General features: G+C 42.6%; 22 protein-coding genes. 12 read left to right on the top strand and 10 right to left on the bottom strand.

Going from position 1 to position 26,189, the window contains the following annotated elements:
• Positions 1-43: 43 nt before the first annotated feature.
• From M3I01_RS03145 to rpoE, 4 genes are read right to left on the bottom strand one after another with little or no spacing between them, the layout of a single operon-like run.
• A complete protein-coding gene (locus M3I01_RS03145) occupies positions 44-511 on the bottom strand; it encodes a SoxR reducing system RseC family protein (protein ID WP_255894125.1) in 468 nt (155 codons plus the stop codon).
• Positions 504-1,475, bottom strand: a complete 972-nt coding sequence (locus tag M3I01_RS03140; RefSeq protein WP_255894124.1) for a MucB/RseB C-terminal domain-containing protein — start codon at positions 1,473-1,475, stop codon at positions 504-506. The genes M3I01_RS03145 and M3I01_RS03140 overlap by 8 nt, the downstream gene beginning before the upstream one ends.
• A gap of 3 nt (positions 1,476-1,478) precedes the next feature.
• Positions 1,479-2,117, bottom strand: a complete 639-nt coding sequence (locus M3I01_RS03135) for a sigma-E factor negative regulatory protein (protein WP_255894123.1) — start codon at positions 2,115-2,117, stop codon at positions 1,479-1,481.
• Positions 2,118-2,119: 2 nt separating this feature from the next.
• A complete protein-coding gene (gene rpoE, locus M3I01_RS03130) occupies positions 2,120-2,707 on the bottom strand; it encodes an RNA polymerase sigma factor RpoE (RefSeq protein WP_112140746.1) in 588 nt (195 codons plus the stop codon).
• A gap of 232 nt (positions 2,708-2,939) precedes the next feature.
• Here rpoE and nadB point away from each other — a divergent pair, with 232 nt between their 5' ends.
• Entirely contained in the window at positions 2,940-4,535 is a 1,596-nt protein-coding gene (nadB, locus tag M3I01_RS03125) for an L-aspartate oxidase (protein WP_275564912.1), read from the top strand.
• On the opposite strand, the gene M3I01_RS03120 is transcribed toward nadB, so the two are convergent.
• Both M3I01_RS03120 and M3I01_RS03115 read right to left on the bottom strand, forming a co-directional pair.
• The gene (locus M3I01_RS03120; RefSeq protein WP_255894122.1) at positions 4,532-4,933 is read right to left on the bottom strand and encodes a hypothetical protein; all 402 of its coding nucleotides are present in this window, start codon (positions 4,931-4,933) and stop codon (positions 4,532-4,534) included. The two genes, nadB and M3I01_RS03120, sit on opposite strands and share 4 nt — an antisense overlap.
• Before the next feature lie 40 nt (positions 4,934-4,973).
• The gene (locus M3I01_RS03115; protein ID WP_255894121.1) at positions 4,974-5,243 is read right to left on the bottom strand and encodes an FAD assembly factor SdhE; all 270 of its coding nucleotides are present in this window, start codon (positions 5,241-5,243) and stop codon (positions 4,974-4,976) included.
• A 326-nt stretch (positions 5,244-5,569) separates the two neighbouring features.
• Between M3I01_RS03115 and M3I01_RS03110 the strand changes: the two genes are divergently transcribed.
• The 6 genes from M3I01_RS03110 (at position 5,570) to M3I01_RS03085 (ending at position 12,289) form a co-directional block, all read left to right on the top strand.
• On the top strand, positions 5,570-6,889 hold the full coding sequence (locus tag M3I01_RS03110; RefSeq protein ID WP_255894120.1) for an ABC transporter substrate-binding protein: 1,320 nt from the start codon (positions 5,570-5,572) through the stop codon (positions 6,887-6,889).
• A gap of 98 nt (positions 6,890-6,987) precedes the next feature.
• The gene (locus tag M3I01_RS03105; RefSeq protein WP_255894119.1) at positions 6,988-7,848 is read left to right on the top strand and encodes a carbohydrate ABC transporter permease; all 861 of its coding nucleotides are present in this window, start codon (positions 6,988-6,990) and stop codon (positions 7,846-7,848) included.
• 10 nt (positions 7,849-7,858) lie between these two features.
• Positions 7,859-8,689 (top strand): carbohydrate ABC transporter permease, encoded by an 831-nt coding sequence (locus M3I01_RS03100; protein WP_255894118.1) that lies wholly within the window; start codon positions 7,859-7,861, stop codon positions 8,687-8,689.
• Positions 8,690-8,707: 18 nt separating this feature from the next.
• On the top strand, positions 8,708-9,802 hold the full coding sequence (locus tag M3I01_RS03095) for an ABC transporter ATP-binding protein (RefSeq protein ID WP_255894117.1): 1,095 nt from the start codon (positions 8,708-8,710) through the stop codon (positions 9,800-9,802).
• A gap of 1 nt (position 9,803) precedes the next feature.
• On the top strand, positions 9,804-11,234 hold the full coding sequence (locus M3I01_RS03090; protein WP_255894116.1) for a mannitol dehydrogenase family protein: 1,431 nt from the start codon (positions 9,804-9,806) through the stop codon (positions 11,232-11,234).
• Between the two features lie 158 nt (positions 11,235-11,392).
• Complete coding sequence (locus tag M3I01_RS03085) at positions 11,393-12,289, top strand: AraC family transcriptional regulator (protein WP_255894115.1); 897 nt, start codon at positions 11,393-11,395, stop codon at positions 12,287-12,289.
• A gap of 60 nt (positions 12,290-12,349) precedes the next feature.
• Here M3I01_RS03085 and xylB read toward each other — a convergent pair whose 3' ends face one another.
• Positions 12,350-13,840: a xylulokinase gene (xylB, locus tag M3I01_RS03080; RefSeq protein ID WP_255894114.1), complete on the bottom strand. Its 1,491-nt coding sequence runs from the start codon at positions 13,838-13,840 to the stop codon at positions 12,350-12,352.
• A 334-nt stretch (positions 13,841-14,174) separates the two neighbouring features.
• On the opposite strand from xylB, the gene M3I01_RS03075 reads away from it, so the two are divergent.
• From M3I01_RS03075 to ygfZ, 3 genes are all read left to right on the top strand, one after another.
• Positions 14,175-17,489 (top strand): MHYT domain-containing protein, encoded by a 3,315-nt coding sequence (locus M3I01_RS03075; RefSeq protein ID WP_255894112.1) that lies wholly within the window; start codon positions 14,175-14,177, stop codon positions 17,487-17,489.
• The gene (locus M3I01_RS03070) at positions 17,486-18,493 is read left to right on the top strand and encodes a response regulator (RefSeq protein ID WP_275564911.1); all 1,008 of its coding nucleotides are present in this window, start codon (positions 17,486-17,488) and stop codon (positions 18,491-18,493) included. The genes M3I01_RS03075 and M3I01_RS03070 overlap by 4 nt, the downstream gene beginning before the upstream one ends.
• A 111-nt stretch (positions 18,494-18,604) precedes the next feature.
• A complete protein-coding gene (ygfZ, locus tag M3I01_RS03065) occupies positions 18,605-19,522 on the top strand; it encodes a CAF17-like 4Fe-4S cluster assembly/insertion protein YgfZ (protein WP_255894110.1) in 918 nt (305 codons plus the stop codon).
• A gap of 60 nt (positions 19,523-19,582) precedes the next feature.
• Here ygfZ and ung read toward each other — a convergent pair whose 3' ends face one another.
• Both ung and M3I01_RS03055 read right to left on the bottom strand, forming a co-directional pair.
• Positions 19,583-20,305, bottom strand: coding sequence for a uracil-DNA glycosylase (gene ung / locus M3I01_RS03060; protein ID WP_255894109.1), 723 nt, complete (start codon positions 20,303-20,305; stop codon positions 19,583-19,585).
• Positions 20,306-21,214, bottom strand: a complete 909-nt coding sequence (locus tag M3I01_RS03055; protein WP_255894108.1) for a phosphotransferase — start codon at positions 21,212-21,214, stop codon at positions 20,306-20,308.
• An 86-nt stretch (positions 21,215-21,300) separates the two neighbouring features.
• On the opposite strand from M3I01_RS03055, the gene M3I01_RS03050 reads away from it, so the two are divergent.
• Both M3I01_RS03050 and putP read left to right on the top strand, forming a co-directional pair.
• Positions 21,301-22,167: a MurR/RpiR family transcriptional regulator gene (locus M3I01_RS03050; protein WP_255894106.1), complete on the top strand. Its 867-nt coding sequence runs from the start codon at positions 21,301-21,303 to the stop codon at positions 22,165-22,167.
• A 427-nt stretch (positions 22,168-22,594) separates the two neighbouring features.
• Positions 22,595-24,091: a sodium/proline symporter PutP gene (gene putP / locus M3I01_RS03045; protein WP_255894105.1), complete on the top strand. Its 1,497-nt coding sequence runs from the start codon at positions 22,595-22,597 to the stop codon at positions 24,089-24,091.
• Positions 24,092-24,328: 237 nt separating this feature from the next.
• Here putP and edd read toward each other — a convergent pair whose 3' ends face one another.
• Positions 24,329-26,143, bottom strand: coding sequence for a phosphogluconate dehydratase (edd, locus tag M3I01_RS03040; protein WP_255894104.1), 1,815 nt, complete (start codon positions 26,141-26,143; stop codon positions 24,329-24,331).
• Positions 26,144-26,189 lie beyond the last annotated feature (46 nt).

Raw genomic sequence — 26,189 nt, 5'->3', positions numbered from 1 at the left:
CGTACCAAGTTCATTACAGTGCCAGGTGAAGACAATTAGACACTTATGGTGTAAATACCAACGGTATTTGATCACCCTTAAGCGATTCAATTCGTAAAATTTTTGGGTAGTAATCAAGATTGTTAATTTCTTGTTTTGACTTATTTCTTGCTAGTAATAACCCACCAGCGAAACCAAAAATAGATAAAATAACAGCAATGCCTGATTCTCCGCCCCAGATCGAAGGTAAAGCAGCTCCGCCAATCAAACCAAGTAGTGGTATTAGATACATCCAAACAGACGCTTGTAGCAAGGTGTCCTCAGGAATACCGACTACCACACTTTGCCCAACTTTCACTGCCAACGGGTCAATTGCACGCATACGCATTCGATTAGAAGAAGATACTTGTGCTATTGCATGATGACCACACCCATGACGGGCACGACAAGAAGTACAGCTGCTGGTACGAATAGTTTCGACGTCAGCAAAACCATCCTCGATCGACAACACTCTTCCGGTTTCTTCAATCATGGCCTGCCCTTGGCATAAACACATTCATCAATTTTTCTATGGTCACTTCTGGCACTTCGCCTACCATGGTTAACAGATACAACTGATCTTTGACTTTAATACTGCGTTCTCCAGCCATTGTCGCCCCCATACTTAAGATAGACAATGCTTTTGGCTTCATGATTGGCTCTACAAAAACAGACACTGTCGCCATACCATCAGATAAAAGAAGCATGCTGGTACCGTGATTCAAAGCACGGGCTTCTGGCCAAACAAGTGAAAAACCTTCCGGTAACCAGTCAAACTGCCAAAGATTTTTTATGCGCCTTGGTTGAACTTCCAATACTGGCTCAGAGTAACTACCCTTTTTTGGGACAAAATCGTCATGTTTCAAGTCTGGGGTAAAATTCACCGACGTAAACTGAATTCTTTCTAGTAGCTGCCCATCCATTTTCATCATGTCATGCTTTAGAAGAAAGTGGTTTTCTTGATCTAACCAGAATTGATGTCCATATCGATACGGATCTTTTGGAACCAACTTTACGGCCACCACATTACGACCAGCAATTCGACTAACATCCGCCCCTACAATCATCTCATAGCCTTTGATTAAACGATTGCTTTCGACATCTTTGAAGCGTTTAAACGGTGGTACCCATGGCGTACGCATATTAGCAACATGCGCATTCGGATAGACACAAATAATATTGTTATCTATGCGCAAAACTTCCACCTTATCACCGTCTAGATCCACTAAGCTTTCATATTCAATCTCACCCGTCACATCGTGCCGAATACGCATGCTGTTCATGTTCATAGCTTCAGAATGAACAAATACACCCTCATAACTCAGTGTGCTAAATGACTGAGTCATACTTCTCAACAGCTGCAGTGCATCCGGAGCCGCCGTGCTTGCCATCCCCACGGTTGAGGCAACAAGGCATAATGTTATGAAAATAATACGCAATTGAAAAAACACTCTCATAAATTACTCTTGTATGGGGTAACTAACGACGCGAGCCATAGGTATCATTCCTTGGCCTACCGTCATCGCCGCTTGCTCAGCGTGTTGCCTAAGGTAATTCTGGAGCCTAACGTTATCCACCAGCAACGACTCTTTATTCAATTCTGACAATGGCGTTATAACCAAATTATTGGCAGGTGAGCGGACTTCAGCCATTAAATTAGGCGAGTTAATATCTGTTGTTAACAACGCATTACCACCAAAAATGATCACAAAAGTAACACTCGCCGCGATCGCGACACCCGACAACATGACCTGCCAAACAGGGCGGGATGCGTTGTTTTTTATCGGTACAACAAAAGGAATGGGGGCATTGCCTAATCTTACCTTTTGTTTTTCTGTGTCAGTATCGTCGTTATCAATTTCTACTCGAATACGAGAGACCAAACTGTCTTGAAGACCAACAGCAACATCAGAGTCTTTATGGAGCGTCTGCTGTATTAAATGAAAACTTTCTAACTGACGACTCAGCGCCGCATGATCGCCCTTAACTAGACGCTCAATATCTTGCTCCGACGCTTCACCATCAAACATAGCCGATAAGCTAGAAAGCATTTCTGGGGGGCTATCGTTTTCAGGGAAACGATCATTGAAATTTGCCATGGCTACTCTCCTCCATCCAACAACGGACGTATGTGTTTTTCTACCGCCTCACGGGCACGAAAAATTCGTGACCGAACCGTCCCAACGGGGCATTCCATGATCAACGAAATATCTTCGTAACTCAGACCATCAAATTCTCGTAAGGTTAATGCGCTACGCAACTCTTCTGGCAAATGTTGAATGGCATAATTAATCGCGGCTTCAAGACGATCACTGTTTAATCTTGCTTCTGGCGTGTCTATATCCGCTAAGGCTTCATACATACTGAAGACCTCCTCATTATCCAACTCAACATCGGATTCTGGAGGACGGCGAGAACGACTCACAAGGTAGTTTTTAGCCGTATTAACGGCAATACGATACAACCAAGTGTAAAAAGCACTTTCCCCTCGAAAGCTGCCTATCGCTCGATAGGCCTTAATAAAGCTTTCTTGAGCGACATCCAGTACTTCACTTCTATCTTGTACATAACGCCCAATTAAACCGATGACCTTGTATTGATATTTGACAACTAACAGATCAAACGCCCGTTTGTCGCCCTGCTGTACTTTCTCAACTAACGCCTGATCGGAAGACGTTTCGTGCGGCATAGGCACCTCATACTAAAACCTTATTCATCTGCGCCCTTGCTTATTACAAGAGAAGACAACAATTAATCAAACGAGTTCCCATCCTGTTATGACCAAACTAGGGATTTAGAGTAATAGAGCCACTCTAAGTCATGAAGTATGGTAAATATTCAAAATACGACCTCAGAAAGTATTCACTATTTATTGCCAACAATAGTAACATTAATTTTTTAGTCATAATTAGATCAATACAATGAGTCGACACTATAAATACGACATCGTCATTATTGGCGCAGGAGCCGCAGGGTTAACACTTGCTCTTGAGCTAGCGGATCATCACCGCGTGGCTATTTTGACAAAAGCAGATATCCGAGAAGGATCAACCTTGTATGCTCAAGGTGGTGTCGCCGCTGTATTGTCCGATAAAGACACTATTGAATCTCATATTAATGACACCATCGACGCTGGCGTTGAACTTGGCGATCCAGAAGCCATACGCTTTACCGTTGAGCATTCAAAAGAAAGTATTGATTGGCTTATCGATCAAGGCGTTCCATTCACTCGTTATGGTGAAAGCGAGGAGTATCATCTAACCAAAGAAGGCGGACATAGCCACAGACGCATAATTCACAGTGCCGATGCCACAGGCATGGCTATTTCCAAGACTCTCATCAAAAACGCCACTAATCATCCTAATATCGATTTTTATCCTGATCGTGTCGCCATTGATGTAGTGACAACTAAAAAACTAGGCATCGCAGGCCCAAATCGCGCAGTAGGGGTATATGCACTCAACTTAGACGACGATGTAATCGAGGTCTTTCACGGTCACTTTGTCTCTCTTGCGTGCGGCGGTAGCAGTAAGGTTTACCTTTATACAAGTAATCCAGACACAGCGTCAGGCGATGGTATTGCTATGGCGTGGCGTGCAGGTTGTCGAGTAGCCAATATGGAATTTAATCAGTTCCATCCTACTTGTCTTTATGACGCAAAAGCCAAGACATTTTTAATCTCTGAAGCCGTTCGTGGCGAAGGCGGCAAATTATTGCTGCCTGATGGCACTCGCTTTATGGATAAGTTTGATAAAAGAGAAGAACTCGCACCACGGGACATCGTTGCACGAGCGATCGATCATGAAATGAAACGCCTTGGCGTTCACCACGTACTACTGGACATTTCTCATAAAGATCCAGAATTTATTAAAGAACATTTCCCAACTATTTATAAACGCTGTCTAGAATATGGTCACGACATGACCAAAGGCCCCATTCCTGTTGTGCCCGCTGCGCATTACACTTGCGGTGGCGTGGTCGTCAATCGACACAGTGCAACCGACATTGAAAACCTTTATGCCATCGGCGAAACTGCTTATACAGGACTTCATGGTGCCAACCGTCTAGCAAGCAACTCGCTGCTGGAATGTATTGTTTTTGCACGCTCCGCCGCGCATCACATTTCTGAAAACCGCTTACCAGCAAATGACATTATCATTCCCGATTGGGATGAAAGTAAGGTAACAAACTCGGATGAAGACGTGGTTATCACCCACAACTGGCAAGAGCTACGACGCTTTATGTGGGATTACGTGGGAATTGTTAGAACCGACAAACGACTGCTTAGAGCAAAACATCGAGTCGATTTATTACTGTCTGAAATCCAAGAATTTTATGCCAATTACAAAATTTCAAATGACTTATTAGAGCTGCGTAATTTAGCTATGGTGGCAGACTTAATCATACGCTCGGCCATGTCTCGAAAAGAAAGTCGCGGCCTGCATTTCACGCTAGATTACCCGAACAAGCAGATCACTAGCTCACCGACGATATTAACACCTCAAAATGCAGACTAGGTCGCCTGCTGCCTATCCATGCGCTTTTTAAACGCCTCGCTGCGGCGCAACAAAATTTGTTGTGCTGCGAAAGAACGCAGTATTCGATATTGCACTTGTGTCACATTATCGCGATAAATTACTCGATAAACAGGCCAAAATCGATCCAAAAGAAACTGAGACCGATCCACTTTAGCGATTAACTGAACGTCATTTGATCGTATAAAAAGCAATCTTTTACAACATCCGCGTTCAAGCAAAAACACACCTTGCTCATCGATCCCAATTTGGCGAGACGACTGGCGCACAACTCGAAACAAAAATAGCACGCCAAATAAACCGGCAAGGATATAAAGTACTACACGCCAAAAAACAGGCATCCAATAGAGGTGAAATAGAGCGGCATACACTGAGGCCATGACAAACCACAATGCAATGCAGATCCATGAGCATTTAAGCTCAGTAGCTTTTAGGCTGAACACGAGTCACTATAATATCGACAATGCGAGCAAGGTCCGAATCTTCTGGCTTTTCTTTTTGCATGAACCAAGGAAAAAGCTCTTGGTCTTCACATTCAATCAGCTTATGAAAACGCTGCTTATCTTCCTCTTCAAGCGTCAAATAAACTTCATCAAGAAACGGTTCCAGAAGGATATCCAGCTCCAACATACCACGACGACATTGCCATTTCAGACGCTTAAAGCTCAATGAATCCGATGTTTCACTCATGTCATTACCTTTTAAATAGAATCTGATCATTATAGCTATTTAGACAAAAAAAACGAAAACGACTTAAGATAATTTACTGATATTTGTCACATAAATCCTTATTAGACAAAGACATACCGCTCAGAGAATAGAAATAAAGAAGTATTATATTGACTCATTATTCATCAAGATCAAAAAAATGGAACAGAATAGTACTAGTATTGGCGATTTATGTATTAACGGGGCAATTATGACATGGCCTATATTAATATTGTTCCTTGATAAATGCTTATCTGGAAATTAGGTACCACTATAAAAACAAAGAAACTCCAAAACGGGGAAAACCTATGAAACGCTTTACCAAAAAAACCCTAGCGTACGCTGTATCTATTACTGCCGCTATGTCAGCCGCTAGCACCTTCGCAGAAACTCAAATCACTGTGGCCACCGTTAACAACGGTCACATGATCGAAATGCAAAAATTCACACCAGAATTTGAAAAAGCCAACCCAGGCATCAAAGTAAAATGGGTAACTTTGGAAGAAGGTGTATTACGCCAGAACGTCACTCAAGACATTGCTAACAAAAGTGGCCTTTATGATGTAATGACAATCGGTATGTACGAAGCGCCTATCTGGGGTGAGCGTGGTTGGTTAGAACCTGTTGATACGAGTGGCAGCTACGACGCTAAAGATATCCTCCCTTCAATTCGTGGTGGTTTATCTTATGAAGGTACTATGTATGCTGCACCATTCTACGGCGAAAGCTCTATGGTCATGTATCGTAAAGACCTTGTAAAAGCTGCTGGTATGGAAATCAATGACCGTGATAGCTGGGAACACATTCGTGATGTGGCCGCTGCCGTCAATGATCCAAGTAAAGGCATCTACGGTATTTGCTTACGTGGTAAAGCGGGCTGGGGCGACAACATGGCATTTATGACGGCCATGGCTAACTCCTTTGGTGCACGTTGGTTCGATGAAAATTGGAAACCTCAACTAGAAACAAAAGAATGGAAAGAAGCCGTTACTTTCTATGTTGATTTGCTGACGAAATATGGCCCTCCAGGTTCAAGCAGCAACAGTTTCAACGAAAGCTTAGCCTTGTTCAATGAAGGTAAATGCGGTATGTGGATTGACGCTACGATCGCGGCGTCTTTTGTAACCGATCCTAAGCAAAGTAAAGTTGCTGACAAAGTTGGTTTCGCTCAATCCCCTATTTCTGTAACAGAAAAAGGCGCTAACTGGCTTTGGTCATGGGCACTTGGTATTCCAGCTGCCACTAAAAACGCCGATGCTGCACAAAAATTTGTTCGTTGGGCAACGTCTAAAGAGTACATCCAGCTCGTTGGTAAAACGAACGGTTGGGCTGCAGTACCTACAGGTACACGAGCAAGTACTTATGCTAACCCTAAATTCCAAAAAGCGGCCGTTTTTGCTGAAGCAGAGTTAAAAGCAATCAACTCTGCTAATCCAAACGACAGCACACTAAAACCATCCCCTTATGTTGGAGTTCAGTTTGCTGCCATTCCTGAGTTCCAAGCAATTGGTACAACGGCTGGTCAAATGATTTCAGGCGCCCTTGCTGGATCTATGACGGTGGATGAAGCGTTGAAATCTGCAAACAAATCAGCAGATCGTCAAATGCGTCAAGCGGGTTATTACTAGCCTCAACTGACAGAGAAATAGGGCTTACGCCCTATTTCTTATTTCTAATTCTCCCCCTCTAAGGAGAATATTCCTGCTTATAATAAGAGACACAAAACATGAAGCGCTCAATCACCCGCTTATTAATGGCGCCGTCAGTCATACTACTGTTGGTTTGGATGGTCATACCTTTGTCCATGACCATTTACTTTTCCACAATACGCTACAACTTATTGTACCCAGGTCGGAATAACTTCGTCGGTTTGCAGAACTTTGAGTTCTTTATCACCGATCCTGGTTTTATACCTGCGGTAGCCAATACATTGATACTGCTACTGTCAGTACTCATCATCACCGTGGTTATTGGTGTCGTTTTATCCGCCTTGATTGACAAGCCTTTCTTCGGACAAGGCATCGTCCGTGTATTGTTAATTTCACCTTTCTTTATCATGCCAACGGTTAATGCCTTAATCTGGAAGAACATGATGATGAATCCGGTTTACGGCATATTTGCCTGGATATCACAATCACTGGGACTCGAACCCATTGACTGGTTGTCGTCGTATCCTCTGATGTCCGTGATTATCATGGTGAGCTGGCAGTGGCTTCCGTTTGCTATTTTAGTCTTTGTGACCGCGCTGCAATCCCAAGATACGGAACAAAAAGAAGCTGCTCAAATGGATGGCGCAACAGGCTTTCACATCTTCCGCTACCTAACCATTCCTCACTTAGCGCGCCCAATAGCCGTTGTGGTAATGATCGAAACCATTTTCCTATTGGCCGTGTTTGCAGAAATCTTCGTTTCGACCGGTGGTGGCCCAGGGTACGACAGCACTAACTTGGCGTACTTAATTTACAACCAAGCACTTCTTCAATATGACGTTGGTGTGGCTTCTGCAGGTGGTTTGTTTGCTGTATTGCTGGCCAATATCGTCGCCTTTTTCTTAATTCGTGCCGTTGGCAAAAACCTAACGGTGTGAGGTAAATACGATGACTCTTAATCAACAACGAAAACTCAAAACCATTTTAACTGGCTTGTTCGCATGGACGATTGCCTTAGTGTTATTTTTTCCTATCTTTTGGATGTTTATTACGTCGTTCAAGACAGAGCTGCAGGCAATTTCGATTCCGCCTACTTTGTTTTTTGAACCCACGCTGGATAACTTCAAAATTGTTCAGGAACGAAGTGACTACATTCATCACGCTTGGAACTCGGTCGTTACCTCATTTGGTGCCACCATTTTGGCATTGATCATCGCCATTCCTGCGGCGTACTCGATGGCATTTTTTCCTGGCAAACGCACGAAAGACATTTTGCTTTGGATGCTCTCCACCAAAATGCTGCCTGCTGTTGGTGTATTAGTTCCCATTTATATCCTATGCAGAGACTATGGATTACTCGATTCTCGCCTTGCTTTGATCATCATTTTTACATTAATGAACTTGCCAATCGTAGTCTGGATGCTGTTCTCCTACTTCAAAGATTTACCAAAAGAGATTCTTGAGGCGGCACGAATGGACGGCGCAACCCCTTGGGACGAAGTTGTTAAAGTGGTTTTGCCGCTTTCTGTTGGCGCCATTTCATCAACAGCACTTTTGTCCATCGTTCTTTGTTGGAACGAAGCCTTTTGGTCACTTAATTTAACCGCGTCGGAAGCCGCACCGCTAACCGCAATGATTGCTTCGTACTCGAGCCCGGAAGGTTTGTTCTGGGCGAAACTGTCTGCTGCATCAACATTAGCGTGTGCTCCAATCGTCATTTTTGGTTGGTTCTGTCAAAAACAATTAGTCCAAGGCCTTACATTCGGCGCCGTAAAATAATTATTAGGAAGCTTTCACATGTCATATTTAACGATTACAGATTTACAAAAACACTACGACAACTACCACGCGCTTCGCGGTATTAACCTGTCCATTACCGAAGGCGAGTTTTTGGTATTCGTCGGGCCATCAGGTTGTGGTAAATCCACCCTACTTCGTACCATTGCCGGTCTTGAAACCAGCACCGGCGGGACCATTGAGCTAGACGGTCGCGACATTACTGAACTGGCTTCTTCAAAACGCGACTTGGCCATGGTGTTTCAATCGTACGCTTTGTACCCGCACATGACCGTGGCAGATAACTTGTCGTTTGCCCTTCGTCTTGCAAAAGTGCCGGCCGCTGAAATCGAAGAAAAAGTCCGCTTTGTGTCTGCGTCTTTGCAACTTGACCCATTGCTAGAACGTAAACCAAAAGAATTGTCCGGTGGACAGCGCCAGCGTGTGGCGATTGGCCGCGCCATTGTGCGTCAGCCAAAAGTCTTCTTGTTCGATGAGCCATTGTCCAACCTAGACGCCGCTCTGCGTGTACAAATGCGTTTGGAATTGGCACGTCTGCACAAAAAACTGGGCACCACCATGATCTATGTAACCCATGACCAAGTGGAAGCGATGACACTGGCCGACCGCGTGGTGATCTTAAACGCAGGTCAAATCGAACAAGTAGGCACACCACTGGAACTTTACCGTAAGCCGAACAGCCGCTTTGTTGCTGAGTTCATTGGCACGCCAAAAATGAACCTAATCCCTGCTGATAAAATCACACACAAAGAAAACGAATTAGTCTTTGACCTATTTGGCCACACCATTAACTTCCCTGCGAATCGTATAAAAGGCGCACAGCCTGAATCCGTTATTGTGGGTATTCGCCCTGAACATTTGAGCTTGGTAGCAGAAGGCGGAGACCTGACTGGTCGAATCGAATTGGTTGAACACCTAGGTTCAGAAGCTTACGCCCACATTCAATTACTTAACGATCAAACCATCATTGTGAAAGCCGGTGCACGTACCGAACTTAAAGACGGTCAAGAAGTTAGTATCAAGGTAGATGTACAGGAGATCATTCTGTTCAACGACAAAGATCAAGTGATTTCTGTGATTCCAGAGGAAGCGTAACATGGCAAATCATCTGCAAGCTTCGCTCAATAAAGAACAACTTCTTGTTCAAGAGTATCAAAAAGAAGCCATTCAAGCGGGCGTATTACATTTAGGCGTGGGCGCGTTTCATCGCGCTCACCAAGCCGTGTATTTTGACCGGCTATTAGCCCACGACAATGAGAAAAACTGGGGGATTATTGGCGTCAATATACGTCCACAAGACAGCCAGGTATTCGCCCGTTTCATCGAGCAAAAAGGCGAATATGTCTTAAAAACCATGGCGGCCGATGGCGTCACCAAGTACGAACATATTCGTTCTATTGTTCAGCAAATTGACGGCGCACAAGCACCACAAGCCGTCGATTCTGCACTGGCGGATGCCAACATACAATTGGTGACATCCACAGTGACCGAAGGTGGCTATTACCTCGATGAAAATCGCGCCTTAATGTTGGATCACCCTGCCATTAAAGCCGACATCGAAGGCGCTCGGAACACACTTTATGCGTTTCTTTATGCGGGCCTTAAAAAACGCAGTGAAACATCAAAAGCCAAAATTACGTTGTTGTGCTGCGATAACCTTCGTCACAATGGTGAATTGCTAGAAGCTGGGGTGATGCAGTTTATTGCGGCCAAAAAAGACCCTAAATTGGCTGAATGGCTAAAAGAAAACGCGTCTTTTCCTTGTTCCATGGTCGACCGTATCACGCCGAAACCAAGCCAGAAACACGTCGATGACGTGCAAACTCGATTTGGTATTGGCGATGACATGACCGTCATGGGTGAAGATTTCATCCAGTGGGTTGTCGAAGACAATTTTGCTGGCAAAAAACCTTCTCTGGATCTAGTCGGCGTTCAATTCGTCAAAGACGTTGTACCGTTTGAAGAAGCCAAGATTCGCATATTGAATGCGGGGCACACTTGTGTCACCTATCAAGCGGCATTAAAAGGCTTAACCTATTTTGATGAAGCAATGCGTGATAACGAATTAAGCCAGTACTTTACAGACTTTATTCTGCAGGATTCGATTCCAGCCATTGGTAATTCTGTGGTGGACCTTCCCTCTTATTTCAACATAATCGCTCAACGTTTCAGTAATGCAAACATTGGCGATACGGTAGAACGAATTTGCACGGATGGTTATGCTAAATTTCCGATTTTTATATTTCCAACATTAGAAGGTAATTATCGCAGAGGCCGCACTCCAATCAAAACCATTCAAGGAATTGCCAGTTGGTTTACATTTATTCAACTCACTAATGAAGGTAAAATTAAAACCCCATATCATGAACCGAATAAAGCCGCACTTGCTTCTTTTAGTAATGACGCAGCAGGTATTCAAGCCTTTGCAAACGATCGTTTTCTATGGGGCAGCATACCCACTGATTTTCCTGATTTTGTAGAGCAACTGACACAAGAAATTCAGGCTAGTATGGAAAAACACGCTTAGGTAATGGCAACCTACTCCAAGAAATAAAGGTGATTCAGTCAGTTTTACCATTATTTCTTGGGGATATTTTATTATTAATAATAAAAATAAAGTGGCAAGATAACGTAGAAACGATCAAAAAAGTCTACCCTTACATTTGTGCCTCCATGAGAAAGACTATGTCTAATACCGCCAAACGCATCACTCCTGAATACGAAATCGTTGAAGATAACGAAACCATTCGATATTTAGAGCATGGCTACCCTAGCGATCTCATTCGCTGGCATGCCCATGATGACTATGAGCTGCACTTTATTGTAGCGACATCAGGAAAGGTATTTATAGGCGATTATATTGGCAACTATTCTCCGGGACAGCTCATTTTAACGGGACCAAGACTTCCTCATAACTGGATCTGTCAAAACGAACAAGAAGATGTTCAGCTTAGAGACATGGTGATTCGCTTTCACCATGAGTCATTTTCGGATGGCATGAAAATCATACCTGAGCTAGCAGAAATTCTACCTATGCTGGCAAGAGCAAAATCAGGAATTGAATTTTTTGATCTAGACCATGGATACCTGCAAGAAACCTTTCAAAAAGTACGAAATGCCAGTGGACTATCTAGGTTAATCCTTTCTCTTCCTCTCTTACAAGAACTCGCTAAAAGCCGTAGTTATCGCTTACTTTCAACCGTTCAAATTGACTTGAAATCCAGTGAAACATTACAGAAAAAAATTAATACCGTTGTAGATTATGTGTCCAAAAATTACAGTCAAGACATCACCCTTTCAGGTGTAGCAAGCTTAATTTGTATGTCTGACAGCCACTTTTCTCGCTTTTTTAAGAAAGCCACAGGCAATCGATTTATTGAGTTTGTAAACCGTGTTCGTATCAGTCGCGCTTGCAGTTTATTAATCGAAACAGACCAACAAATCGCCACTATTTGCTTCCAAGTTGGCTTCAACAATGTGGCCAATTTCAACCGTCGATTCCATGAATTAAAAGGCGTAACGCCAAGGGACTTCCGCACACAAAGCAACATTCATATTGAAGGCGTTATACCTCTTTCATAACAGGGCACTTAAGAATAACGAAACGCCGCTGCATACATTATGTCAGCGGCATTTTTTTCATTAAGAGGACAATAGAGCCAGCTTGTCGCTTAGGCCTTTTGTTGATTGATAAAGGGACTGATACAAATCGTATTTTTCCTGATAGTACAATCTAGTCGCTTCTTCTGGCTCATGAACTTCTAATGTTTCTGGCATAGTGCAATATTCCGCAATAAGTCGCTCAATGTCTTTGCCTTGGCTTTGCTGCTCGCCTAACAACGCAAGACGGGCCGCACCCAAACCGGGACCTACATCGCCGCCATCACGATAAATAAGTCGCTTGTTTAGCACATTAGCAATAATCTGACGCCACATCGCGTTTCGCGCGCCACCACCAATCAAAGATAACTCATCGGCAATACTGCCTGCGCTGTCCAGTGCGTTTTGACAATCTAATAAAGAAAACGCAACACCCTCAAGTACCGCTAATGTCATCAAATCTACGTTTGTCGTATTCGTCAGCCCCACAAATTGCCCATTCGCTAATGGATCATTGTGTGGTGTGCGCTCACCACTCAGATACGGTAAGAACAGAACACTGGTGCGCCGAAGGCCTGAATCTTCTAGTCCGTCCAGTAATTCAGGAACGGTTTTGCCCACCAACTTAGAAAACCAAGCCAATGAGTTTGCTGCGCTTAATGTCACGCCCATTTGATGCCAACGGTTCGGCAATGCATGACAAAACGCATGTACGGTATTTTCTGGATTCGCTTTGTGGGATTCGCTGACAGTGAAATACACGCCCGATGTGCCCAATGAGATAAAACCTTGTCCAGGATTCGTGACCCCCATGCCGACCGCGCCTGCGGCATTATCGCCAGCGCCCGCTACGACAGGTAGTTGGGGCAATTTAAGCCGCTGAGCAACCTCTTCCGATAGTACGCCCACGAGATCGCAGCCTTCAAAAACCTTAGGCATATTCGCTTGTGTTAAACCCGTCGCGGCCAATAAAACATCGTCCCACTGACGAGTTTCAGGATTCAGCCACAAGGTTCCCGCCGCATCCGAACAATCCGATGACATCTCGCCCGTTAGGCGATAAGCCAAATAATCTTTGGGTAACAATACAAAAGCGAGTTTTGCAAAGACCTCTGGCTCGTTTTCTTGCACCCAGCGTATTTTAGGTGCGGTAAAACCCGGCATAGCAAGGTTGCCTGAACGCTCGATTAAATCAGGAAACTCCGCCATCAAGGCTTGGCATTGCGCCTGACTACGACCATCATTCCATAAAATACAAGGTCGCAAAACATCGCCTTGGCTGTCTAACAATGTGGCACCATGCATTTGCCCTGATAACCCCAATGCTTTTAGTTTGCTCAAATCCAAGCGCTGCTGTAATTGCTCAATCACATCAACACACGCCTGCCACCACGATAAAGGGTCCTGCTCAGACCAAGTGGCATTGGGACTACTGACCATCAAAGAAGCTGACTCTTGTGCCAGAACATTGCCTTTGTCGTCAATAACGACGCCTTTTAAACCCGATGTTCCAAGATCAAGACCTAAATACATTTTATTACTCATTCTATTAAAATTTGTTATTGGCTTTGTGTTTGAATATGGCATTCTATGCTCATATCATTTCTATTTTTCTATATTCGAAAGAATAGTGAATAGAGTCAACGATACCTGACCAATTGGCCTTTTTTGTACCGTTAGACAATAGAAAAAGTTAACTTTAATGCCGTTTAAAAAAAAGTATAAACTGAGCCCAAGAGGTCACTAAAAAACACACAGACCTTTTGATGAATTAATTTCTTCAAAATAACTAATCACACAGGTAATAAATAGCTTGATGCAATGGCTTAATCATTTTTTCGTCACCCAGGCAGATAATAGCAACCTAATGATAGGAGACTACGACTACCTCCTTGTTGCTCTTTCCATTGTGCTTGCTGTAGTGGCCTCATTTTTTGCTCTTCACTTCGCTTCCATTGCACAACACATTGTTATCAAAAAATACAAAAACATTGCGCTCGTGTCTGGCTCTTTTATTATGGCCGGCGGCATTTGGAGCATGCATTTTGTTGGTATGCTGGCATTCAACATGGGACACCCTGTTTCTTATGACCCATTACTTACGGCTGTTTCTTTAATACCTAGCATTTTAGCCTCTTACGTCACATTAAAGAGACTGATCAAGCCAAACTTAAGTGTTTGGCAATTACTAATTAATGGTGTACTCGTCGGCGGCGGTATTGGCACTATGCATTATATCGGCATGGAAGCCATGGGAATGGATGTTGAGCTTAGGTATGACCCAGTTTGGTTCTTTTGTTCTATTATCATAGCCGTCGTACTTGCTTTTATTGCGCTGTCCACACAGTACTACGTCGGAAGGTTATGGACAGGTCTCAGTCAAAAGTGGGTAAGTAGCATCAGCGCTTTGATCATGGGATCTGCTATTTCAGGAATGCACTATGCGGGTATGGCGGGAGCACGCTTCATCTCATCCAACGATGTAGAAATGACGCACATATCAAATAACCCCAACAGTTACCTTTCCTTTGTCGTTGCCACTATTACTTTATTGCTTTCTATTCTTGCGAGTAATATTGCCTCTCAGTTACGGTACCGTCAGCTATTATTAGAAAAAACCGCCAGTGAAGTACGATTAAAAACAACATTGGATACAGCGATTGATGGCATCATCACTATTGACAGTAATGGCACTATCAAAGAACTAAATAAAGCAGCCTATACTATTTTCGGTTGGCAGGAAGAAGACATTATCCATCGGCCCTTCAATCATTTATTTCCCCAGAAATATAGCGACGAATTTAATGATTGTTTAGCCATGTTCCGAAAAACCGGCGAGACAAGCGTTCTGGGTACTGAAAGAGAAATTCTCGCTATAGACAAAAATGGTCGCGTTTTTCCAATCAGAATGGGAATCGGCCGTGTTGATACTCCCGACAACGAAACACTCTTTGTTGCTTTTATTAATGACATTTCTATTAGAAAATCGATGGAAGAAACCATCAAAAAAAGCGAAAAACAATACAGCTCTTTAATTAAAAATATTCCAGGAGCCTCATTTCGTTGCTTAATGGATAAAGATTGGACGGCCATTTTCGTAAGTGATGCTATTTATGATGTCGCAGGGTGGGGCACTGCTGACTTTTATAATAACGACGTCTCCTTTGGAAAACTGGTTCACCCAGATGATCTAAAGAACATTGCAGTTGTTGTCGACAAAGCAATTGAAGAGCGCCAAACCTATAAAATAGAGTATCGTTTAAGACATAAAGAAGGCCACTATGTTTGGGTACTGGAAAGTGGCTCTGTTATTTACAATGAAAAAGGCGATCCTGAATGGATTGATGGTGTCATTTTAGACATTTCACAACGTATTGAGATAGAAAATGAACTACGTTTAGCAAAAATAAAAGCGGAAGCATCTGCGGAAAGTAAATCGTCATTTTTGGCAAACATGAGCCACGAAATACGCACCCCAATGAACGCTATCATTGGTTTTTCAGATATTCTGTTAGATTCTGATGTATCGGGTGAAAACAAAAAACACCTAGCCACCATCAGTAAATCCGCTCGATCTCTGCTTCACCTTCTCAACGACATTCTTGACAGCGCCAAATTAGAAAAAAACAAATTAGAGTTAGATATGCAAGTATTTGTACTTGCTAACATGGTAGACACGGTGATATCAACGCTGTGGCTACAAGCAAGAAATAAAGGCTTAGAACTACACTTTGAAATAGAGGCTGATGTTGCGCGAGCTTATTTAGGCGCAGAAGACCGCATACGACAAGTACTAATGAATATTTTAGGCAATGCCATAAAGTTCACCGAAAAGGGTCATGTAACCCTAACCGTCTCCCAAAACAGTAACAACAGCATACGTTTTAGTGTACAAGATTCCGGCATAGGTATTCCTCCAGAACGCTTGAAGAGTATTTTTGATCCGTTTACACAAGCCGATGCTTCCATGAGTCGACGTTTTGGCGGCACTGGATTAGGCACCAGTATTTCAAAACAGCTAGTAACATTAATGGGCGGAGAACTTCATGCTAAAAGCAACATGGGTGTTGGTAGCTACTTTTATTTCGATTTACCTTTAATAGAGTCTGAAATGCCTAAAGAGGTAACATTATTTCAGCAGCCAATAATCACGCCTAAAAAAATACTCCTCGCGGATGACATAGAACAAAACTTAACATTGCTTACCCTACTTTTAAAACGACAAGGGCATGCTATCTTTTTAGCAAAAGATGGCATTCAAGCCATTGAACAATTTAAAAACTTAGCACCTGATATCATTCTAATGGACATTCAAATGCCTAATATGGATGGTTTAATGGCGACTCAAGTTATCAGACAATATGAGAAAGAAAACCAACTCCGTCATACGCCCGTCATCGCCTTAACCGCAAACGTGCTTTTAGAAGATAAATTAGAAGCACAACAGGCAGGGATGGACGGTTTTGCAAACAAGCCCATAGACATCCATACTTTGGTTGCCGAAATGGCAAGAGTGCTAAACGAAACGCCAATATTGCTTAATCAAGAAAGCATTGATGAGGCTGCCAGCGACCATAATAATCTACAAATCAATATCAGTAAGGGCCTTTCACTATGGAGTGAAATGCCAATTTATGTAACTGAGTTGTCAAAATTTGCCTCACACAACGCCGATTTAATAAATAGACTCTTAGTACTCTTATCCGCTCATGAATATGAAGAAATCAACACATTAGCACATGCAATAAAAGGAACATCTGGAAATCTAGCACTACTAAATATTTCCAATTCGATGGTGAAAATAGAGCGCACAGCACAAACAAAAAATTATGATCTATGCTTAAAAAACATTCAGAGTTTGTCCTCCTCATTATCAGAGTTCATGGAAGAGTTGCAGAAACTGAAGGAAAAACTTGGTGCCGACTTACAAGTTCAACCAATAAGTACTCAAGTCATGTTTTCAAAAATAGAATTATTATCTCTACTCGATATCCTCACCCTTTCTGCAGAATCGGGAGAAGTGGATGACGAAAACATAGATTTGCTTATCAGTAGCGTGCCAAAAGCAATGAAAAGACAAGCAATTGAAGTAAGCAAGGCAATCAGCGATTTTGATTTCAATAGTGCCATCATTACACTGACGCACTTAAAAAAATTAATAGCAAAGGAGTCCGATAGATGAGAATTGGCAGCAAACAGGCCCCTCGCATTCTATTGGTAGATGATGAGCCAACAAATTTAAGAGTGTTAAAACAAGTTCTACAGGCCGCTAAATATCGCTTATCTTTTGCCCGTTCAGGACAGGACGCCCTAAAATTAGTCGAAAAAGAACAGGTTGATCTTATATTACTCGATATCATGATGCCAGAAATGACAGGATTGGAAGTATGCGAGCGGCTCAAACAAAACCCTGCAACCGCGGATATCCCAGTGATCTTTGTTACTGCGCTCAAAGACAGTATTGACGAAGAAAAAGGGTTTGAAATTGGGGCCGTTGACTACATTGTAAAACCTATTATACCGTCCATTGTTTTAGCACGTGTAAAGACACACCTGTCTTTGATTAAAGCAGACGAACTGCTCACTACTCATATCGATTTAATACATCGCCTAGGACGAGCAGCAGAATACAAAGACAATGAAACGGGCATGCATGTACAGCGCATGAGTCGCTTTGCAAAAATCATTGCAAGAGCCTACGGCTTTTGTGAAGAGTCAGCAGAAGATCTAATGATGGCGGCCCCCATGCACGACATCGGTAAAATAGGCATAGCGGATAATATACTACTTAAGCCAGGTAAGCTCACCGCTGAAGAGTACGAAATAATGAAGACCCATGCTCAAATAGGGGGAGAAATCTTATCCAATCCCAGCTCATACCTTATAGAGCTGGCTCATTCCGTTGCTATGACACACCATGAAAAGTGGGATGGCACAGGTTATCCGAATGGTTTGTCCGGCGAAGAGATTCCAATCGAAGGACGAATCGTTGCATTAGTCGACGTGTTTGACGCCTTGACTAGCGAGCGTCCTTATAAGAAAGCATGGTCTACAGAAAAAGCGATTAATTACATTATGGAGCAAAGTGGAAAACATTTTGATCCAGCACTCCCCCCTTTACTTCTACAGGAACTTCCAAAACTGCTTAAAGTACAAACTCAGTTTGCAGAACTAGAGGTAGACTAAAATCTTTAGGCTAATGCTATTGAAAATACAAGAATAGGCATCACTGATAAGCTGTTCACGCAGTATAAGCTGCGAACCTTTTTCATGCCCGATCTTTTTATGGAAAGCTTTATGATCTCGCTTCAAAACATCATTGACCCAATACTACTGAACAAAGACATCATTGCAAAACAACAAAATATCGGTGTTTTACGTGTTATTGGCCCGGACTCTAGAAAATTTTTACAAGGCCAAATAACCTGCGACATCAATAAATTGTCTCACGATCATGGGTTATACGGTGCAATTTGCAGTATCAAAGGTCGTATTATTTCCAGCTTTTACCTCGTTCAAGAGAACGATGATATTCTCATGTTAATGTCAAAAGACTTGATCGAAAAAACGTTATTACATTTAAGAAAATATGCCGTATTTTTCAAAGCTGAATTGATAGACAACCAAGATACCTTTGTAATACATACAAGAATTACATCACAACGCATTGACACGGTTTCAAGAACGTTGCCTGAGCGCTTCATCACAACTCACAATAATGAAACAATCACTCTGACACTTTGCCATGACCCAATAGAAATCCAGTGGCTCATTACCAATCAAGGGAACACGACGGTCGAAGAAAAAAATGAAGAACTGGCGGCTCTGACAATATTGGCTGCTCGCCCACTTATTACTTTAGAGCAAAGTGAAGCTATCTTACCTCAGTGGCTCAACATGCAAAGTACCGGCGGCATCAGCTTTACCAAGGGTTGTTATACCGGACAAGAAATCGTTGCGCGAATGCAATATCGAGGTAAGTCTAAGAAGCAGTTAATTTTGGGTACATGGCAAGGACATAGAGATGCCACGTTGGACATCACTGATGGGCAAGGCAAAACTATCGGTCAAGTCTTTGCCGTAACGAATATCGAAGAGACTTACTTTGCCCAAATTATTTTGAATATTGAACCAAACGAAATGGATAAAATTTTGTTGGGCAATCAGGACGTCACCTTATTGCCACTTCCCTATCCGTTAGACATAAAGAAATAAGCACAGTCTATAAAGCAAAAATGGCGTCACATGGACGCCATTTTCTTAGCTTGGAACACATCAGAACGGCAAGGTTATCTGACCAGTTTTCTTTACAGTGAGCTTTTTATCAATTGGATCCAACGCCCATTTTATCGGCTCTTTGCCAATACGAGATAGATATTTGTTGGCTTTAGAAAAATGCTGACACCCTAGGAACCCACGATAAGCAGACAAGGGCGAAGGGTGAACGCTTTCTAATACGTAATGCTTTTTACGATCAATGTGTCTTCCCTTTTTTTGCGCATAGGCTCCCCACAACATAAAAACAACACCTTCGTGCTTTTCATTGATCAACTCTATAATTTTATCTGTAAAAATTTCCCAGCCTTTGTTTTGATGAGAGCCCGGCTTTCTTGCCTCTACCGTTAGAATGCTATTTAGTAATAAGACACCTTGCTCCGCCCACGGTAATAAATAACCATGATCCACCGGCGTAATACCCAAATCCATGTTCAATTCTTTATAAATATTCATCAACGACGGTGGTATTTTTACGTCAGGTTTCACTGAAAAGGACAAGCCATGCGCTTGCCCTTCTCCGTGATAAGGGTCTTGACCCAATATCACGACCTTGACCCGACTAAAAGGCGTGGAATTTAAAGCAGTAAAATACTCCAATTCATCAGGATACAAAGCCTTCTTCTGCTTTTCAGCTTGTAAAAATTGCTGCAAAGATTGCATATAATCTTTTTTAAACTCATCCGCTAAGTAATCATTCCAATCACTCGTTATATTCATCATCTAGCTTCGCGCCTTCACTGCATTATCATCTAGAACGATAAAAGGGTTAAGTGTTGGTGTTACCTTAAATTCATAATAATATTCCAGTGACAACGTGTCTTCAGGTGTCACTACGTGCTTCAGTAGCAACCAAACCATCTCTCGCAATGAGTAAGCCAAACTGTATTGGGCTATTCTGTTCAGCGTTACTTCTATATCAAGGGAGTCATCATAACTGGCGATCAAATGAACTTGCTGATTTTGAGTTAAATTATGAGAGCGTGCCAGTACGGCCAAATCAAACAAAGGATCGCCCATCCCAGTGTATTCCCAATCGATTAACCAAATGATTTGATCATCCATTAAAATATTTTTAGGATTAAGATCGTTATGGCAAACAACACGGCATGAACTGGACTCAACTCGCGACAGCTTAGAAAGCAAGGCATATAAATAATCCAGTTCTTTTTGAATACTCTCACCAATAAGAGCATGAGATTCGATCGATTGGAGATAATGCTCAACCAACTCATAAATACAAAAAGTATGATCCACCTTTGGTAAGGTGTGTGCTTGCGCCAAGGCTTTTGCAATTCTCTCTATACTGCTATTGGAATGCCCGACAGTCCAATCCAATGAAGGCTGATTAACAAACTCACAAGCAAAAGCACCAAGCTCATCATACCAAATCACGGGTGGTGAAATACCAACACTTGCAGCGGTAAGTAAAACGCTCATTTCACTTTGTCTATCGATACGAAAAGCCACTTCATCCAAGTCTGGCAAACGTAAAACCATTTGAGGGGATTCATTCCAATCTAGCCGATATACTTTATTTGAGAACCCTTCTTCAAACGGCGTCACCTCAATTTTGTCGAATTCAGGTAAAATACCAGCCATTTTATCGAAATAGGCTGTTAAGTTATTCATTTTAGATCCTTTTTTATTGCCAGAATTGGAAGCGGCTGTCAGAATGAAGAACAGAATCATCCGAGTCAATAGATTGAAGTAGATCAATGAATAAACACGAAGACATTATTCGTAAGATACAAGAACGACTGAGCACATTAAGTAAATCTGAACGAAAAGTTGCAGAAGCCATTCTTGCCGACCCAAAAACGACCATTCACTCCAGTATTGCTAAACTTGCCGCCAGAGCACAGGTAAGTGAACCTACAGTTAACCGTTTTTGTCGCAGTCTAATAGGCAGCGGCTTTCCCGATTTCAAAGTGTCACTTGCCCAAAGCCTCGCCACAGGAACTCCCTATGTTAATTTAAACGTAGAACCTGATGATGCTCCGGGTGCCGTCACTGCGAAAATTTTTGAAGCCGCAAAAAACAATCTAACCAGAGCACAGGATATTTTACCTGAAGCCCTCATTAGCCGAGCGGTTGATGTATTAGCTCAGGCTCGCCGCATAGAGTTTTACGGTTTAGGTGCATCTGGCCCTGTCGCTAAAGATGCCCACCATAAATTCTTTCGCTTAAATATGCCTGTGGTCGCTTATACCGACATATTAGTACAACGTATGGCCGCTGCTGGTTCTCATTCCGGCGATGCCATTGTCATAATTTCCTATACTGGCCGAACCTTACCTTTGATCGAAACAGCACGCGTAGCGCGAGAAGCTGGAGCGACGGTTATCGGAATCACAAACCCTGATTCACCGCTTACTGAGCACTGTTCTATTGTATTGCCAATTGAAGAGACTGAAGATACAGACATCTACACACCGATGAGCTCACGTATTGTCTATTTAACCTTGATCGACGCGTTGGCAACAGGCGTACTTCTAAAGCGCGGCCCTGAATTCAATGCGCATCTTAAAAAACTGAAACAAAGCGTACAGGATACTCGTTTACCCAAAGTTGAAAAAAAATAGCATCATAAAAAAGGCACATTTAATGTGCCTTTTTTATGATGTGTCACTAAATGTAAAGATATTTAACCAAACCGCCTTCTTTAGTAACCACATCAGATATTTTCGTAATTTTGTAAGAGGATTTTGAAAGATTATCCTATCTCAGCCACTTAGAATCGGCACAGGTCTTGACATATATCTAACCTGATCCATTTTCTTTACGATTATGTGATCTTTTAAAAATATTAGATCAATGGCTATCACAACAATAATTCAGTAATTATAAATTTATGGGTGTGAACTAGATGACGTTTTTAGGCGCCTCTTTTTAGTCAGTATGTATTGCAGAACATCGCAATAAGGGAGTAAATCCAGCCCTTACTGACAAACAACTTTATCCATATAAAATTGTTTCATCCGCAATAATTTCAACGTGAGGACAATAATAATGATAGAAAGCAGTTATGCGATCAGCTTTACATTCCTAGCCTATCTGGTAGTTATGCTAGGAATTGGGCTTTACGCTTATAAAAACACATCAAACTCAGAAGACTACTTCCTAGGTGGACGCTCTTTAGGCCCGTGGCCAACCGCGCTATCTGCCGGTGCATCTGATATGAGTGGCTGGTTGCTACTTGGTCTCCCAGGTTACGCTTTTGCTGCAGGGCTTGAGTCAATTTGGCTGGCAGGCGGTCTATTGGTAGGCACATGGCTAAACTGGTTAATTTGTGCAAAACGTTTGCGTACTTACAGCATTACTGCTGATAACTCTCTTACACTTCCAGGTTTCCTTTCTGTTCGCTTTCAAGACAACTCTAAGCTTATTCAAACAATATCCGCTCTTTTTATCCTTCTCTTCTTTTTGTTCTATACAAGTTCAGGTTTAGTGGCTGGCGGTAAATTATTTGAAACCGTATTTGGTCTTGATTACACCTACGCCGTGATCATCGGTACAGTTTGTGTGGTTTCTTACACTTTATTTGGTGGATTCCTAGCAGTCGCTTGGACAGACTTGATACAAGGTTTGATGATGTCTGCAGCATTAGTCATTGTTCCCCTTGTTGCAATGGACGGAGGCTGGTCACAACTTTCTGACACATTAACAGCGAAAAACCCTGAACTGCTAACTATTTGGAATGATGTAAAAGGTGAACCGCTAAGCACTATTGGTATTATTTCTTTAGTAGCATGGGGATTGGGTTACTTTGGTCAACCTCACATTCTAGCCCGCTTTAAAGCATCTCGTTCAAATAAAGATATCAAAACAGCGCGCCGTATCGCGGTTGTATGGACTTTTATCTCTATGACAGGCGCCTTGCTAATCGGTCTGGTTGGTATTGTTTATGTTGATAGTAATTTGGCTGGCAATTTAGTTGATGGTGAAAAAATCTTTATGGTTCTTGTGAATGCCGTTTTCCACCCTGTGGTTGCTGGGATTTTACTCGCAGCAATTCTAGCGGCGATCATGAGCACTGCGGACTCTCAATTACTTGTGTCATCTTCTGCTTTAGCCGAAGATTTTTACAAAAAACTTTTCAATAAAGAAGCAACTCAACAACAGATTGTTAATGTTGGTCGTTTCGCTGTTGTTGCTATCTCTATCTTCGCTTTAATTCTGGCTCTTAACCCTAAGAGTTCCGTACTTGGCCTAGTGTCTTACGCTTGGGCTGGCTTCGGCGCAGCATTTGGACCAGCAATTCTACTAAGCTTGTTCTGGCGCAATATGAACCGTAATGGCGCTCTTGCAGGTATCATCGTTGGTGGCGTTACTGTTGTTATCTGGAAACAACTAAGCGGCGGCTGGTTCGACGTTTATGAGATTGTTCCTGGCTTTATTCTAGCGACAATCTCAATCATTGTAGTGAGTCTTGCTACTGGTGCACCTGAAGAAGCGGTTACAGAGTCTTTTGATGAGTACGAGAAAGCACTAGACACAATGGACTAGTAACTAAGTTACTCAATGAGCCACACTTAACACAGTAGCTCATTAATAAAAAAGGCTCGAATCCATGTATGGATTCGAGCCTTTTTTTCGCTTCAAAAACAGTAGCTACCTAGTAAACTTGCTTCAGTAAACCTCGATTAGATATTGCGTCATGGCAGGTTTTAAGCAAAAAAAGGGGGCTTGAAACAAGCCCCCAAACACCATTTACTAACAAACGTTAGTAGTCAGAGGAAAGGTTTAATCATTAAACAAACTGCAAGCACCCTGCTCGGCACCGCTTACTAAAATACGTTGTGCGCTAAATAATTCACGCCCCATTCCTTGATGAGACTCAGTTAAATCGTGTTGTACTGCCTCGCGGTTAGCCAACTCTTCATCTGAAATAAGAACCGACAAAGTCCCTTCAACAGCATCAAGGCGAATCAAGTCACCGTCTTTGAGTTTAGCAATCAGACCACCAGACAGAGCTTCCGGTGTAAGGTGTATCGCCGCCGGCACTTTACCTGATGCGCCTGACATACGACCATCAGTAACTAACGCCACTTTATAACCTTGATCTTGTAAGTTAATCAGGTAGGGTGTTAATTTATGCAATTCAGGCATTCCTAAGGCTTTTGGCCCTTGGAAGCGTACTATAGCAACACAATCTCGCTTAAGTTTCCCACTCGCAATCGCGTCAGCTAGATCGTTCTGGCTATGAAAAATAACCGCTGGCGCCTCAACAATACGATTTTCTTCAGCTACCGCTGAAACCTTAATAACAGAACGACCAAGGTTGCCTTTTAGAAGAGACAAACCGCCTTCTTTACTGAAAGGGTTTTCAATAGGCCTTACTACGTCTAAATCTAAACTTTCTGCTGGACCATCGCGCCACACCAATGTATCGCCATCAAGAAACGGTTCTTTTGTGTAATGGGATAAGCCTTTACCGACAATGGTATTCACATCTTCATGAAGCAATTCACCCTTCAGTAACTGCTTAACTAAAAATGCCATACCACCCGCCGCGTGAAAATGGTTAATGTCCGCTTGTCCATTTGGGTAAATACGAGTCATCGACGGCACGACTTTAGATAAAGCAGAGAAGTCGTCCCAGTTAACAATGATGCCCGCCGCTCGCGCATACGCCACAATATGCATCGTATGATTTGTTGAGCCACCAGTGGCTAACAAACCGACAATAGAATTTACTATGCTGCGTTCATCGATAATTTCGTAAAGTGGACGATAGTCTCGACCTAAAGCGGTAATCTTTGTGGATAGCTGAGAAGCATATTTTGTTAACGCATCACGCAGTGGATCATCTGGATTAACAAAAGAAGATCCTGGTAATTGAAGCCCCATCATCTCAACCAAGAGCTGATTAGAATTGGCCGTTCCATAAAAGGTACAAGTCCCCGCGCTATGATAAGAAGCAGATTCGGCCTCTAGCAACTCATCTCGTGACGCTTGGCCTTGTGCAAAGCGTTGGCGCACCGCAGATTTTGCGGCATTAGAAATGCCCGAACGCATTGGCCCGGCAGGAATAAACAAAGCGGGCAAATGGCCAAAACGTAAAGCGGCAATTAATAAACCAGGAACTATTTTGTCACAGATACCAAGATAAATAGCTGCATCAAACATATTATGAGAAAGAGCAATCGCGGCGCCTTGTGCAATATTGTCACGGCTAAACAAGCTCAGCTCCATGCCATCTTGCCCTTGAGTCACACCATCACACATCGCAGGAACACCGCCTGCAAATTGCGCTATTGAACCCATTTCGTGGATCGCAGAACGAATTTTATTGGGATAATTTTCATAAGGCTGATGCGCAGATAGCATGTCATTATACGACGACACAATACCAATGTTCGCCTCTTCCATCAGAGTCAGTTTTTGTTTGTCTTGGGGTTGGCATGCCGCAAAACCATGAGCCAAGTTGCCACATGATAATGTTCCTCTATGTGGGCCTTGCTCCTGTGCTTTTTTCATATCTTTAAGGTATTTTTCGCGCAACACTGCACTTCGCTCAACAATGTCGTTCGTTACCTTAGCAACAATCGGATTCATGCTTCTCTCCGTTTTTTTATATAACTGCCTTAACAGACAGCTTGAT

This window comes from Marinomonas maritima, from assembly GCF_024435075.2.
GTDB classification, from domain to species: Bacteria; Pseudomonadota; Gammaproteobacteria; order Pseudomonadales; family Marinomonadaceae; genus Marinomonas; species Marinomonas maritima.
The sequence above is the reverse complement of the archived record's forward strand: the minus strand, read 5'-3'. Positions and strand labels throughout refer to the sequence as shown.

Bases quoted from the DNA above. Each gene is read 5' to 3' on its own strand.
- M3I01_RS03145 (WP_255894125.1), bottom strand. From the start codon at position 511: ATGATTGAAGAAACCGGAAGAGTGTTGTCGATCGAGGATGGTTTTGCT.
- M3I01_RS03140 (WP_255894124.1), bottom strand. From the start codon at position 1,475: ATGAGAGTGTTTTTTCAATTGCGTATTATTTTCATAACATTATGCCTT.
- M3I01_RS03135 (WP_255894123.1), bottom strand. From the start codon at position 2,117: ATGGCAAATTTCAATGATCGTTTCCCTGAAAACGATAGCCCCCCAGAA.
- rpoE (WP_112140746.1), bottom strand. From the start codon at position 2,707: ATGCCGCACGAAACGTCTTCCGATCAGGCGTTAGTTGAGAAAGTACAG.
- nadB (WP_275564912.1), top strand. From the start codon at position 2,940: ATGAGTCGACACTATAAATACGACATCGTCATTATTGGCGCAGGAGCC.
- M3I01_RS03120 (WP_255894122.1), bottom strand. From the start codon at position 4,933: ATGGCCTCAGTGTATGCCGCTCTATTTCACCTCTATTGGATGCCTGTT.
- M3I01_RS03115 (WP_255894121.1), bottom strand. From the start codon at position 5,243: ATGAGTGAAACATCGGATTCATTGAGCTTTAAGCGTCTGAAATGGCAA.
- M3I01_RS03110 (WP_255894120.1), top strand. From the start codon at position 5,570: ATGAAACGCTTTACCAAAAAAACCCTAGCGTACGCTGTATCTATTACT.
- M3I01_RS03105 (WP_255894119.1), top strand. From the start codon at position 6,988: ATGAAGCGCTCAATCACCCGCTTATTAATGGCGCCGTCAGTCATACTA.
- M3I01_RS03100 (WP_255894118.1), top strand. From the start codon at position 7,859: ATGACTCTTAATCAACAACGAAAACTCAAAACCATTTTAACTGGCTTG.
- M3I01_RS03095 (WP_255894117.1), top strand. From the start codon at position 8,708: ATGTCATATTTAACGATTACAGATTTACAAAAACACTACGACAACTAC.
- M3I01_RS03090 (WP_255894116.1), top strand. From the start codon at position 9,804: ATGGCAAATCATCTGCAAGCTTCGCTCAATAAAGAACAACTTCTTGTT.
- M3I01_RS03085 (WP_255894115.1), top strand. From the start codon at position 11,393: ATGTCTAATACCGCCAAACGCATCACTCCTGAATACGAAATCGTTGAA.
- xylB (WP_255894114.1), bottom strand. From the start codon at position 13,840: ATGTATTTAGGTCTTGATCTTGGAACATCGGGTTTAAAAGGCGTCGTT.
- M3I01_RS03075 (WP_255894112.1), top strand. From the start codon at position 14,175: ATGATAGGAGACTACGACTACCTCCTTGTTGCTCTTTCCATTGTGCTT.
- M3I01_RS03070 (WP_275564911.1), top strand. From the start codon at position 17,486: ATGAGAATTGGCAGCAAACAGGCCCCTCGCATTCTATTGGTAGATGAT.
- ygfZ (WP_255894110.1), top strand. From the start codon at position 18,605: ATGATCTCGCTTCAAAACATCATTGACCCAATACTACTGAACAAAGAC.
- ung (WP_255894109.1), bottom strand. From the start codon at position 20,305: ATGATGAATATAACGAGTGATTGGAATGATTACTTAGCGGATGAGTTT.
- M3I01_RS03055 (WP_255894108.1), bottom strand. From the start codon at position 21,214: ATGAATAACTTAACAGCCTATTTCGATAAAATGGCTGGTATTTTACCT.
- M3I01_RS03050 (WP_255894106.1), top strand. From the start codon at position 21,301: ATGAATAAACACGAAGACATTATTCGTAAGATACAAGAACGACTGAGC.
- putP (WP_255894105.1), top strand. From the start codon at position 22,595: ATGATAGAAAGCAGTTATGCGATCAGCTTTACATTCCTAGCCTATCTG.
- edd (WP_255894104.1), bottom strand. From the start codon at position 26,143: ATGAATCCGATTGTTGCTAAGGTAACGAACGACATTGTTGAGCGAAGT.